Annotated in this window: 11 protein-coding genes; 5 read left to right on the top strand and 6 right to left on the bottom strand. The window is 61.6% G+C overall.

Going from position 1 to position 12050, the window contains the following annotated elements:
- Positions 1 to 67 precede the first annotated feature (67 nt).
- Positions 68 to 2770 carry a DNA ligase D gene (gene ligD / locus VIE67_RS06925; RefSeq protein ID WP_332024610.1) on the bottom strand — a complete coding sequence of 901 codons (2703 nt, stop codon included), beginning with the start codon at positions 2768 to 2770 and terminating at the stop codon, positions 68 to 70.
- Positions 2771 to 2806: 36 nt separating this feature from the next.
- Here ligD and VIE67_RS06920 point away from each other — a divergent pair, with 36 nt between their 5' ends.
- Together VIE67_RS06920 and VIE67_RS06915 are read left to right on the top strand one after the other, a co-directional pair.
- Positions 2807 to 3517: a DUF72 domain-containing protein gene (locus VIE67_RS06920; protein ID WP_332024608.1), complete on the top strand. Its 711-nt coding sequence runs from the start codon at positions 2807 to 2809 to the stop codon at positions 3515 to 3517.
- A 2-nt stretch (positions 3518 to 3519) separates the two neighbouring features.
- Complete coding sequence (locus tag VIE67_RS06915) at positions 3520 to 4206, top strand: alpha/beta hydrolase family protein (protein WP_332024606.1); 687 nt, start codon at positions 3520 to 3522, stop codon at positions 4204 to 4206.
- Between the two features lie 271 nt (positions 4207 to 4477).
- Here the strand turns inward: VIE67_RS06915 and VIE67_RS06910 are convergent, their stop codons facing one another.
- The 3 genes from VIE67_RS06910 to VIE67_RS06900 all read right to left on the bottom strand — a co-directional run bounded on the left by VIE67_RS06910 (position 4478) and on the right by VIE67_RS06900 (position 9237).
- Positions 4478 to 5368, bottom strand: a complete 891-nt coding sequence (locus VIE67_RS06910) for a pseudouridine synthase (RefSeq protein WP_332024605.1) — start codon at positions 5366 to 5368, stop codon at positions 4478 to 4480.
- A 33-nt stretch (positions 5369 to 5401) separates the two neighbouring features.
- Positions 5402 to 7483 (bottom strand): alkaline phosphatase D family protein, encoded by a 2082-nt coding sequence (locus VIE67_RS06905; protein WP_332024603.1) that lies wholly within the window; start codon positions 7481 to 7483, stop codon positions 5402 to 5404.
- A 101-nt stretch (positions 7484 to 7584) separates the two neighbouring features.
- Positions 7585 to 9237 (bottom strand): NAD(P)/FAD-dependent oxidoreductase, encoded by a 1653-nt coding sequence (locus tag VIE67_RS06900; protein WP_332024601.1) that lies wholly within the window; start codon positions 9235 to 9237, stop codon positions 7585 to 7587.
- 222 nt (positions 9238 to 9459) lie between these two features.
- On the opposite strand from VIE67_RS06900, the gene VIE67_RS06895 reads away from it, so the two are divergent.
- Genes VIE67_RS06895 through VIE67_RS06885 form a run of 3 tightly spaced genes read left to right on the top strand, consistent with a single transcriptional unit; the run spans position 9460 to position 10752 of the window.
- On the top strand, positions 9460 to 10044 hold the full coding sequence (locus tag VIE67_RS06895) for a DUF2975 domain-containing protein (RefSeq protein WP_332024599.1): 585 nt from the start codon (positions 9460 to 9462) through the stop codon (positions 10042 to 10044).
- 1 nt (position 10045) lies between these two features.
- Positions 10046 to 10288: a helix-turn-helix domain-containing protein gene (locus tag VIE67_RS06890; RefSeq protein ID WP_332024597.1), complete on the top strand. Its 243-nt coding sequence runs from the start codon at positions 10046 to 10048 to the stop codon at positions 10286 to 10288.
- 14 nt (positions 10289 to 10302) lie between these two features.
- A complete protein-coding gene (locus VIE67_RS06885) occupies positions 10303 to 10752 on the top strand; it encodes a hypothetical protein (RefSeq protein ID WP_332024595.1) in 450 nt (149 codons plus the stop codon).
- Between the two features lie 170 nt (positions 10753 to 10922).
- On the opposite strand, the gene VIE67_RS06880 is transcribed toward VIE67_RS06885, so the two are convergent.
- On the bottom strand, positions 10923 to 11393 hold the full coding sequence (locus VIE67_RS06880; protein WP_332024592.1) for a helix-turn-helix domain-containing protein: 471 nt from the start codon (positions 11391 to 11393) through the stop codon (positions 10923 to 10925).
- Positions 11394 to 11408: 15 nt separating this feature from the next.
- A complete protein-coding gene (locus VIE67_RS06875) occupies positions 11409 to 11786 on the bottom strand; it encodes an HU family DNA-binding protein (protein WP_332024650.1) in 378 nt (125 codons plus the stop codon).
- Positions 11787 to 12050 lie beyond the last annotated feature (264 nt).

The raw sequence follows: 12050 nt of genomic DNA, 5'->3' as shown, positions 1-12050 counted from the left end.
GCGAACGGCTATTGCGGAAATTCAAGCAGTACTACATCTCGACATCTTTTACCTTTGCTTCGGTGCGTCAAGCCTTCTTTCCGGCCAGCGCCTTTTCCAAATTCTGCTTGTTTTTTAAGGCGTTGAGCCAACGATCTCCAGACTGAGTTAGCTTCTCTATCACATTTGTGAGGCGGAAGTCGAGTGGATGGGCCTTAGCCAGCTCCTCCCAGGTCAGCGGCATCGAGATCGGCGCACCCGGTTCACCGCGCGGCGAGTAGGCGACGTTCAGCGTTTTCCCGCGCACGTTCATGTTGTAGTCCATGAAGATCTTGCCGGTGCGCTTGGGCACGCTCCATTCCATGGTGATGTCCTTCGGATGTAACCGCATCAGGTGCCTGCCGACCAGTTCCGAGACGTGGCGCGCGGCGTCGAAATCGATCGTGCGTCGGATCGGCACGAACACATGCAGACCGGTCTTGCCCGAAGTCTTGACGATGGCGTCGAGCGACATGCTCTGCAACAACTCACGCAACCAGAACGCGACTTCCTTGCCCTTCTCGAACGCGACCGTGTTCAACTCCGGTTCGGCGCCCTTGGCTTCCTTGCCAGAATAGATATACGGATCGATATCGAAGACGACGTAGTCCGGATAGTTCAACACCGACGCTTCGAGCGACTCCAACGACGTCGCGTAGTCGGTGCTGCTCGATGCCGCATCGGACCCGAGTTGCGCACGCGAATGCCAGATATGGAATTCGAGCGTACCCGACTGCGCGAGCCACAACAATGTCGACAAAGTGTTGCACACCAGGTATTCGTGTCTCTCGTCCTTGTGACCCGAGAATACGGTGATGGTTTCGACGAAGTCCGGCCGCTCCTGCTCCCAATGTTTCTGGAAGAAGCGCTGTTTGGTGATGCCATCTGGCATGCGGATCATGGTCAACGGACGCGCGGCCAGATGCGGCAGCATGTACGGCGACACCTGCGCGAGATAGCGCAACAGATCGCGCTTGGTCAGCGCGGCCTGCCGCAGCGAAGGATCGGCGGGCCAGTAAACGCGATCGAGGTGGGTGAGCTTTATCTGATCCTTGCCGACGGCGAGCGTGAACGCGAGCTTCCTGTTTTCGAGCTGCGTCATGACATCGGCGATCGCGCCCGTCGCGCGCTTGGGCGCGGGTGCTGATGCGCTGGCACCGGCTTCCACGCGACGCACCGATTTCGCATCGAGATCGTCGCGCAGACGTAGAAAAATCGGCGCACGCAGCGAACCGTCGTCCGTCCAACTCTGGAAATTGACTTCCACCACCGTGGTCGGTTCGACCCAGGTCACCGGACCGTTGGTCTCGGGCTTCTCCGCAAACGGACAGGTTTTTCGCTTCAGCGGATCGAGCTTCGCCTTGACCTGCTTCAGCGTCTTGTCGGTGAAACCCGAGCCGACATGCGAGGCGTAGCGCAGTTTTTTCCTGTCCCAATAGCCGAGCAGCAACGCGCCGAGCGCGGCGCGCGAGCCCGTGCCTGTCGTATAGCCCCCGACGACGAAATCGCCGGTCTGCGTCGGCTTGATTTTCAGCCATGCCGCGGAACGTTTGCCGGCTTCGTAGCGGCTGTCCTTGCGCTTGCCGATCACGCCTTCGAATCCGCTCGCGAGCGCCGCCGCGTTCAACTCATTCCCATCCGCCGATGCATGCACCAGCTGCACGTGTTGCGAGGGCAACAGGCACTGCGCGAGATAACGCCGCCGGTCGCCATAGCGCGCAGCGCGCAAATCGATGCCGGCGAAATACAACAGGTCGAAAGCGTAGAACATCACCGGCGTGCTCGATTCGACCGCCGCGATTTCGCGTTCGGTCTTCAATTGCACGCGATTCTGCAACGCGTTGAAGGACGGCTTGCCGGCGGCATCGAACGCGACAATCTCGCCGTCGAGAATCATGCCATCGACGGACTGCTTCGCGAGTTCATCGACGAGCTTGGGAAACGCGCGCGTCAAATCCAGCCCGTTGCGCGAACGCAGCTTGACGCCCTTCGCATCGATGAAGGCGAGCACGCGATAGCCGTCGAGCTTGGGCTCCCACATCCAGTCGGCATGATTGAACGCGGACTCGCCGGTTTCGGCCTGCATCGGCGCAAGCTTGGTCGGCATCGCGACGACATCGCCCGCGGGAACGAGTTGCGCGGCCGGAATGCGATGCGCGGGCACGATCTTGAGATCCTCGACCGCCGCGCCGGAAAGTACCGAGCGGTTCTGCGCGGTGACATCATCCGTGCTGACGAAGCGGTCCTTGTGCTTGATCAGCAGCCAGGTCTTCGCATCCTTGGTGCGCACCAGCGCAAACGAGCCTTTGAGTTTTTCTCCGCGCAATAGAAAGCTGAGCTTGCCCTTGGCGATACCTTCGCGAACTTCCTTTTCCGCACGTGCGCGATCGTGGAACCAGGTGCCGCCTTCGTCGGGTGAATAAACGCCGCAGTCCCAGACGATCACCTCGCCCGCGCCGTACTGCTTCGGCGGAATCACGCCCTCGAACGAGCCATAGTCGTACGGATGATCCTCGACATGCACAGCGAGACGCTTTTCGTTACGATCGACCGACGGACCCTTGGGTACAGCCCAGGACTTGAGCACGCCATCGCATTCGAGGCGGAAGTCGTAATGCAGGCGGCGCGCGGAATGCTGTTGCACGACAAAGAGCAACGGCCCGCCTTGCGCTTCCGCCACGGTCGGCGCCGGCTCGGGCGTGACTTCGAAGGTCCGCTTGGCGGAATATTCGCTGAGCTTGCCTTTGGCCATACTGGATTCTAAGAGCAAACCAGCAGGAGCGAACCGATGTCGACTGCAAAACTCTTCGCCGGTGCGAGCGGATATTCATTCAAGGAATGGAAAGGGAATTTCTATCCGGACAAGATCAAGCCGGAGGCGATGCTGGCGTGGTACGCCGAGCGTCTGCCGACGGTCGAGATCAACAACACGTTCTATCAGATGCCCAGGGTGGCGGTACTGGAAAACTGGGCCGCTTCGACGCCGCCGGGATTCCGCTTCGCGATCAAGGCCTCGCGCCGGATCACACACGATGGTCGGCTCAAGGCGGACACGACGGCCGATTCGGTCGATTTTCTCTACCGCAACCTGACCGCACTCGGCGACAAGCGCGGTCCCGTGCTGTTCCAGTTGCCACCATTCCTGAAAAAGGATCTGCCGCGCCTCACGGAATTTCTGCAGCTGCTGCCCGAAGGTCATCAAGCCGCGTTCGAATTCCGCAATGACAGCTGGTTTGCCGACGATGTCTACGCCGCGCTGCGCGACGCCGGCGCCGCGCTGTGCCTGTCGGAGCGCGAGGACAACGCGCCGCCGCCATTGATCGAGACGGCATCGTGGGGCTACGTGCGGCTGCGCCTCGAGGAATATTCGGACGACGATTTCAAGCGCTGGGTCGATCGACTCAAGGCCACGGACTGGGATTCGATCCACGCGTATTTCATGCACGAGCCGACGGCGCCGCCGTATGCGCTGGCATTGCAGCGGATGTGGTCGGAATAGCGATGGTTGCGTCGACCCCACAACCAGTAACCATCAAAGTCGACGACGCGCAACGCGTCTCCGGTCTGCTGCAAGTTCCCGCCAACGCGTACGCCTGTTATGTGCTCGCGCACGGCGCCGGCGCAGGCATGGCACACCCATTCATGCAGAACATCGCCGACGCACTCGCCGAGCATGGTGTCGCGACTTTGCGCTATCAATTTCCCTATATGGAGAAGGGGTCGAAACGACCCGACTCGCCGAAACTCGCGCAAGCCGCCGTGCGCGCTGCGGTGACGGAGGCGGCGCGACTCCTCCCGGAACTTCCCACTGTGGCAGGCGGAAAATCGTTTGGCGGTCGCATGACGTCGCAAGCGCAGGCCGCATCGCCACTGACAAAAGTACGCGGCCTGATATTCCTGGGATTCCCATTGCATCCCGCCGGCCATCCATCGGACGAACGCGCAAAGCATCTGACTGATGTGCAAATTCCGATGCTGTTCCTGCAAGGCACGCGCGACGAACTCGCGGATTTGCGGTTGATACAAGCGCTAGCCGAACGCCTCGGCGCGCGTGCGACCCTTGAACAGTATGCCGACGCCGATCATTCGTTTCATGTGCCGAAACGCAGCGGACGCACCGACGCGCAGGTGATCGTCAGCTTGGCGGGTGCCCTGGCGGGCTGGCTTGGAAAGATAGTCAACCAGTGACCTGAGGCGAGGCGATCCAACCGGCAGCTCTCGACCCAAAACAGTCTTGCGCCTGAAGCGCAGAAACGTTCAAACGGCACTCAAGAGTTGTGCCCCGCCTTGCGATCGACCACTTCTACGGCTACCAGGCCCCGATCGAATCGGCGCTCTGGACCACCCACAAGAAGTATCCATGCGCTGCGCAGATCCGGCTTCCGGGCACCACCGCATTGGCGATCAGAGGATAGTGTCAACAGGCACGCATGATGTTGTCCGATTGCGTCGATGTCGATCAGGCCTGGAGCAGGAATTTGCTGGAGAACCAGCGCTCGACGCCACTGAGCGGATCAATGAACGACAGCCGCTTTGCCAGCAATTGCAACGGCGTCGAGTAATCGCCTGCCGCGCGGTGGACCAGTGACGGATACATCCCATCGTTGGCGATCGGCGCCCCCAGCGCGGCCATGTGCACGCGCAACTGGTGCTTGCGGCCGGTGATTGGCGTCAATGCATAACGCCAGGTCCCATTGCTGCGCGCGATGACGTCGACCCGGGTTTCGCTGTTCGCCGGTCCGGCGATCTCCTGCACGCGGAAAAACGGCTCGCCGGCGACCATCCGGCTGGAACGTGTGCATGGAAATTCGACGTCCGGCAACGCCGGTGCAATCGCCTCGTAGCTTTTTTCGATTCGTCGCTCGCGAAACAGCGCCTGGTAACGTGCGCGGCTGTGCGGGTTGGCCGAGAACAACACCAATCCGGCGGTGTCGCGATCGATCCGGTGCAGTGGTACGAGTTCGTGGTTTCCGGTGCGACGGATCAAACGGCCCAGCAAGGTTTCATGCACATGCGAACCGGACGGAGTGACCGGCAGGAAATGCGGCTTGTCGACCACCATCAAGTCGCCGTCCTCGTGCAGCACGACCTCCTGGAATGGAATCGGTAGTTCGTCGGAGACTTCACGGTAGTAATGCACTTCGAGCCCGACCCGATACGGCGTCTCCGGCGTCAACCATTGTCCGTCGACATCCACGACGCGCCCTCGCGCCATTCGCTCAAGCCATTGCGGGCGAGCAATCGCCGGGAAGCGCTCGCACAGGCAATCCAGCACCGTCGGCCACGCTCCCGGCGGCAATTGCAGCGTGCTGGCAGCGAGTCCATCGATGTTGGGGGGACGTTTGCGCATGCCGGCAGTGTGCCAGTCACGGGCCGGAGCGCGTTACACGGCCAGTCCGGCATCGCCTTCCACGACCGTCTGGCGCATCCGTGGCCGTTCGCCTGCGCGCCAGAGCGGTACCTCGTGGCGGACGCGATACCGCAGGGGCCCGCCGTCCACGCCGGGGCTCCGCTCGATCGGCCGCGGAATGCACACGAACTCGGTCACCATCGTGTGGGCGTCGACGCGCACGGTAGCGTAGCCATGTCCGCCCACGTCGACGAAGGTCAGATGCGGGGCCAATTCCGGATTGCTCACCGCGTGCGCCTTTTCCAGTGAACCGCTGCTGGCGAATTCCAGCGCAGAGCGCACGCCATGGCGCAACAGCAGGTTTTCGGTGCACTGCGGTGGTCCGCCATTGATATTGGCAACGTACAGCGGCCGCAAGGGATTGTCCTTTTTCAGGCTGTGCTCGTTGGCTTCGGCCGAGCCTACCGAAGTGATCGAGCCGCCCACGAAGGTAACGCCCACGGGCTCGAACGCAGCGGGGGGCAACGACTTGGCCGCGTATCCTGCCCAGAAGCTGTGGCGATCGCCGGCGACTATGGCAAAACCGGTGATGCCGGCATCGCGCACGGCATCGAAAATCTCGGCGCGCTCGTGGTACATGCTACCCCAGTCGTGGGTGTCCGGGAGGCCATAGCCTGAGTCGTTCCATTTGCCCAGCGCGGCCGGGAGATACTGCAGATCGACACGCTGGTCGGGAGTGCCTAATGTATTTCCCCAGATTTTCCAGGTAGCTTTTGCGTTGCGCAGGCGTTCGAGAAACCATTTTTTCTGCTTGGCACCCAGCATCGACTGCGGTGCGTCGGCAGCGCGGTAATTGACGACGCTCTTGTCGCCGAAGGACAGCTTCGCCGGCGGATGGCCGTTCGCATAGTCGCGACCAGCGTCGAGTTGCGCCCACAATTCCTCGGGGACGAAGCCGAGCTTGTCGCCTTCGAACAGCGGGTTGATTTCGTCGTGGTTGCCGGGATCGCGCGAGCGGTAGCTGCGCTGGTCTGTGATGATGAGGTCGATGTGCCGGCCCCAGCGCAAGGCTCGATAGCCGATAAGGCTCTCGATCGCGGCGAGATTGTTGGGCTCCGTTCCGAGGCCCGTGTCGTCGAAATCCTTGATCAGCGTATCGACCACGTGCGGCGCCTTGAACGTGTCCAGGTTCGAGCCCGGCGGCAACACGCGCGCAGGTTGGTATTCGAACCAGGCTTGGTTCGCCGCAACCTTCAGCGTCTGCGCGGGCACCCAGCCTTCGGTGCCGGCGAATTCCTGGATCGACTGCCAGCCGTTCCAGGAGAATTCGTGGTTGTCCCAGATCGCCACGAACGGCCAGCGCGCGCGCGCATCCTGCAACTCCGGGTCCTGCAGGTAGGCGTGGTAGGCGACGCGATAGTCCTCCAGCGAGTCCGGCACCCAGAAGCGGTTCTTGGCGACCACCTTTCCTTTCGGGTACTTGATCGGGAACGTGACGAGGCGGTCGAAGTCATGACCGTTCTTGACCTGGTCGGGGTACGCCACGACTTCATAGATGAAGTCGCCAAGGTGCAGCACGAAACCGAGTCGTTCCTCCGGTGCGGCGCGCTCGTCTTCCCAGATCATGCGCCGATAGGCATTCAGATAACCTATGCAGATATCCTGACAACTGACGAACGCGAAGCGCGTCGGCCGCGGATCATCTGGGTTCGGCGCCGTCAGCGTGCGGCCGATCCGGCTGCCGTTGCCATCGTCGTCCACGAAGCGGTACCAGTATTCGCGCGCCGCCTGCAGGTGGCCGACTAGCACGCGGCAGGTCCAGTCCGCCGCCGCCTGCACCGGCGCCGTCGTGGTCGCGATTACTCGCGTGAACGCCGGATCCTCCGCCACTTCGACCAGCAGCATCGCGCGCTCGCGGCCATCGGCATAGGGGCGCCGTGTCCACAGCAGGACGCTATGCTCATCGGGATCGCCCGAAGCCACACCCTGCGGATACAGGTCGCGACGCTCGCGCCAACCACTCGATGAAGTTCGTACGGGCACGCAGCCCACGGCCAGGGTCGCGCCCAGCGCGGTGGCCAGTTTCAGGAATTCGCGGCGGTCTATGATCGGCATGACAGTCCCCGTACGTCGAGCGATGATCAATGCGCGACAACGCTAGACCCGATCAGGCGCCAATGAGCGTGCTGGAAGTACCGAGCTGAAGCCGGAGCGGACTACGCCGACTTCGATCCGTCCCTCGCAACCGCCAACAAATCCATCCCCACCGCTTCCGCAAGCCGGATGCCATCCACGGCCGCTGACAGAATGCCCCCTGCATACCCCGCGCCCTCTCCGCCGGGATACAGGCCGCAGGTGTTGATGCTTTGATAGGTGTCGTTGCGCCGGATGCACACGGGCGAGGACGTTCGGGTTTCGACCGCAGTCAGGATGGCGTCGGGCATGGCGAAGCCGGCGATCTGCTTGTTGAATTCCGGGATCGCTTCGCGGATTGCCGCGACGGCGAACGGCGGCAGGATCTGGCTCAAGTCGCCGAGGCGCACGCCTGGCTTGTACGAGGGGGTCACGCTGCCCAATGCGGTGGAGGCGCGGCCGCTCAGGAAATCGCCGACCAGTTGCGCGGGCGCTTCGTAGGTTGCGCCGCCGTCCGCAAATGCCTGCGCTTCCAGTCGGCGCTGCAACGCGATGCCGGCCAGCGGGTGCCCGGGGTAGTCGCGGTCGGGATCGATGCCGACCACGATCGCCGCGTTCGCGTTGCGTTCGTTGCGCGAGTACTGGCTCATGCCGTTGGTGACGACGCAGCCCGCCTCCGAGGTGGCCGCCACCACCGTGCCGCCCGGGCACATGCAGAAGCTGTAGACGCTGCGGCCATTGCGGCAGTGGTGCACCAGCTTGTAGTCGGCCGCGCCCAGGATCGGGTGGCCCGCGAAGTTTCCGAATCGCGCCTGGTCGATGACCGATTGCGGGTGTTCGATGCGGAAACCGATCGAAAATGGTTTTGCTTCGATGGTCACACCCGCATCGAACAGCATCTGGAAGGTGTCGCGCGCGCTGTGCCCAACGGCCAGAACGATGTAGCGGCTGGCTAACGTAAGGCCCGAGGCGAGTGTGACGCCGGTGGCCTGTCCTTCGGCGATGAGCAGGTGTTCGACGCGGCTACCAAACCGGACCTCGCCGCCGAGCGCGATGATCTCGGCGCGCATTTTCTCCACCATTGTCACCAGCTTGAAGGTGCCGATGTGCGGCTTGCTCACGAACAGGATTTCCTCCGGCGCGCCCGCCTTCGTGAATTCGGTGAGTACCTTGCGGCCGTAATGGAAGCGGTCCTTGATCTGGCTGTAGAGCTTTCCGTCGGAGAACGTGCCCGCGCCACCTTCGCCGAACTGCACGTTGCTCTCGGTGTCGAGCGTGTTCTTGCGCCACAGACCCCACGTGTCCTGCGTGCGCGTGCGCACGTCCTGGCCGCGCTCAAGCACAAGCGGTTTAAGGCCCATCTGCGCCAGCACCAGCGCGGCGAAGAGTCCGCAGGGCCCGAAGCCGATGACGAGGGGGCGCTGTTGCCCGACATCGGGAAACGAAGCGTCGGCCTTGCCGACGAAGCGATACGTGGTGTCCGGGCACGGCATCACCGTTTTCGAGCCGGCAAACCGCGCCAGCAACTCCTGCTCGACGATCGCCGTGGCCACGACGACATCAACGTTATAGATCAACTGGATCGCGGACTTCTTCCGTGCGTCGTACGCGCGCCGGACCACTTGCAGGCCGCGCAGGTCGTGCTCTGGAATACCTAGCGCGACCAGCACCGCATTGCTCAGGTCGGCGTCGCCGTGGTCCAGCGGCAGCTTGATGTCGTTGATCCGCAGGGCCATTGCGTCAGTGTGCTGGCGAGTTGGCCGCAATTCTAGTCGCAAGAAAAGGGGCCAGAGTGATTTTCCGATTCAAACGGTAGTGTGAGCGGCTCACGATTGCAGTTGCCCGAATGACAGCTTTTCGGAAAGGAGTTGCGACCATTGTGGGGCTAGCGGTCCATCCATTGTCGGCCGCGCCCTCTCCTTGGCTAGGGTAGATGTTATTGCAATTCGATAAATAGATTGCCGAATATCAATAAATATGATATTGTTTATCGATATTCCAGCGTGAAGGGCCCAATGATGTCCCATCCTTCATCCACCGCGCTGCCGATCGCCTACGTCGGCCTGCACATCCTGATCGTCTTGAACTGGATCTACGGCGCAATTGTCCTCGCGATCCTCGTGGCGATGTTTACAGCCGAACAATGGACGATGACGGCTCTCGGCATTCCACCCTCGGCGCAATCCGGTCCGCTGATCATGGGCATGCGCGCGATTGCAGCGCTTGGGCTCGTTGCCGTCCCGCTGAATCTCGCAGTGCTCAAGCGGCTGGTGGCAATGGTCCAAACGGTTCGCGCCGGCGATCCCTTCGTCGCCGCGAATGCATACCGCCTGCAGACGATCGCTTGGTGTTTACTCGGGCAGCAGATGCTCAGCCTCGTCATCGGGCTTATCGGCAAATACGTGTCGACGCCCGGACACCCGCTTCATCTCGATGCCGGCTTTTCGCCCAGCGGCTGGCTGGCGGTCATCCTGATCTTCGTCCTCGCGCGTGTCTTCGCCGAAGGCACGCGGATGCGTGAAGACCTTGAAGGGACGGTGTGACATGACCATCGCCGTCAAGCTCGACGAGCTGCTCCACGAGCGGCGCATGACCCTGACCGAGCTGGCAGAGCGCATCGACATCACGCTTGCCAACCTCTCAATCCTCAAAACCGGCAAAGCCCGCGCCATCCGCTTCTCGACGCTCGAAGCGATCTGCGGTGCGCTCGGCTGCCAACCCGGTGACATTCTGGAATTCGTCCCGGAATCCATCTCTGACTCCGAACAACTTCGCAAAGCTTCTTAGCAAAGGAATTCACTGTGATTGCGACTACTCACAACGCCGCAACGAACGAAACCCAGCAGGCGAACGTCGCCCAAGAGGTTTCGCTGGCCCGCATCTATGTTCTGCGCGCGACCTATCTGCTGCTCGTGATCGGGCTCGGCGGGATGATCGTGCCCGACGTGGTAAGCCACCCGGTGATCAGCCGGGGTGTCATCCCGAGCCTGCTCGGCGCCGTGTGGGTGCTGGCGTTCGTCGGCCTCAAATACCCTCTCGAGATGCTTCCGCTGCTAATGTTCGAGTTCGCGTGGAAGTCCATCTGGACGGTGGCTTACGGCTTGCCGCAATGGTCCGCCGGCCAATTGCCACCGACCTTCGCCGAGGATTCCTTCAACATCGGCCTTGGCGTCATCCTTATGCCGCTGGTGATTCCGTGGGGCTACGTTTACCGTCACTATGTAAAGCAGTCAGGCGCGCGTTGGCGCTGATCGGCGCACGTCCGCTCCTGGCCGATCTGAGACGTTCGCCGAATGGCGAGGCCCGACTCGAAGCCGTCAGTGGCGAACGTCAGTTTTTGGGAAGATTGAACATTGCCAGTGAGGGCCGCAGCAGCCACGCAAGGGGCGATCTGCGCCGGCGTCGCCTGCTGCTCCACTAACTAACGCAGCCCTTTCTTGCTACGTGTCGCGCGCGATGATTTGACGGAATCAAGGCGCGCGTGTGCATCTCGTTTTCCGATGCCACGCATCGCTATGATCGCAGCCAGCTGCTCCCGCCGTGGCACAGCCTTCTTGGTTTCCCAGTTGTAGATCGATTGCTCGCTGACGCCCAGCAGAGCGGCGAGTTGCGCTGCGGACAATCCCAGCCGCGCGCGCAACGAGCGCAACCCCTTCGCCACGAATCTGACGGGCCGATTAGGCAGCGCGAGAGATTGACTGTTGCTCGGGATCTTCGTCCGCTTCTCCAAGAAGGCGGCGTTTCTCCGCAGCGCACTCACCTGACGCTTCAGCGCGGCGATATCGCGCCTATAAGAAGCTGACACCTTCTTTACGCCTGCCACCTCCTTGCGAACTTCCCGTCTACAAAGTCGCGAGATTTCTGCCCTCAGGAGCGCGCCGATATTGGGCATATTCGTAGTCCTCAATCAGGCGGCTGCGTCTTTGAGCTTCTTCAGCGGACGCACCTTTACCCTGACCGAGGCCGGCTTGGCTGCGAACCATTGCTCCTGCTTGGTAAATGGGTTGATGCCCTGGCGCTTGGGCTTGGCCGGAATGTTGGCAACCGTGATCTTCAGCAGGCCCGGCAGGATAAACGTGCGTGCGCCGTTCTTATTGATCGAGCCGATCACTGCACCTTCGAGCGCAGCTAGTACGTCGCGAACGTCCTTGGCCATCACGCCACACGCACCTGTGATGTATTCGACCAATCCGGACTTGCCAAGGACTTGTTTGATCGGCTTGTTTGCAGCGGACTTCGAAACGGCTTTCGACGCTGCTTTCTTGACAACTTTCTTGGTAGCCATGTCTTCTCCTGGTTGGTGTTTGAATGGACAAATTACTATAAACCATGCGGCCGCGCGAATGTACGGCAGATCGCGTGCAACGCCAAGCAGTATGCATCGTGAGGACGAACCCGCGCTTTCGACTGTGGATTCAATCGGTGGATGCAACACACTAACTGCTTAAGCAGGAGGAGTGTTGCCAATGAAGCAAAGGCCCCGAATCTACTACACGGAGAGCCAGCGAGCCGTGATGTGGGATCGCTGGCAGAAGGGCGAATCTCTTCA

Origin of the sequence: Rudaea sp., assembly GCF_036560865.1 — a bacterium.
Taxonomy (GTDB): domain Bacteria; phylum Pseudomonadota; class Gammaproteobacteria; order Xanthomonadales; family Rhodanobacteraceae; genus Rudaea.
Note: the sequence above shows the minus strand (reverse complement) of the source record. Positions and strands in the feature narration are given on the sequence as shown.

Excerpts from the sequence above, each read along its gene's own strand:
- ligD (WP_332024610.1), bottom strand. The coding sequence starts at position 2,770 with ATGGCCAAAGGCAAGCTCAGCGAATATTCCGCCAAGCGGACCTTCGAA.
- VIE67_RS06920 (WP_332024608.1), top strand. The coding sequence starts at position 2,807 with ATGTCGACTGCAAAACTCTTCGCCGGTGCGAGCGGATATTCATTCAAG.
- VIE67_RS06915 (WP_332024606.1), top strand. The coding sequence starts at position 3,520 with ATGGTTGCGTCGACCCCACAACCAGTAACCATCAAAGTCGACGACGCG.
- VIE67_RS06910 (WP_332024605.1), bottom strand. The coding sequence starts at position 5,368 with ATGCGCAAACGTCCCCCCAACATCGATGGACTCGCTGCCAGCACGCTG.
- VIE67_RS06905 (WP_332024603.1), bottom strand. The coding sequence starts at position 7,483 with ATGCCGATCATAGACCGCCGCGAATTCCTGAAACTGGCCACCGCGCTG.
- VIE67_RS06900 (WP_332024601.1), bottom strand. The coding sequence starts at position 9,237 with ATGGCCCTGCGGATCAACGACATCAAGCTGCCGCTGGACCACGGCGAC.
- VIE67_RS06890 (WP_332024597.1), top strand. The coding sequence starts at position 10,046 with ATGACCATCGCCGTCAAGCTCGACGAGCTGCTCCACGAGCGGCGCATG.
- VIE67_RS06880 (WP_332024592.1), bottom strand. The coding sequence starts at position 11,393 with ATGCCCAATATCGGCGCGCTCCTGAGGGCAGAAATCTCGCGACTTTGT.
- VIE67_RS06875 (WP_332024650.1), bottom strand. The coding sequence starts at position 11,786 with ATGGCTACCAAGAAAGTTGTCAAGAAAGCAGCGTCGAAAGCCGTTTCG.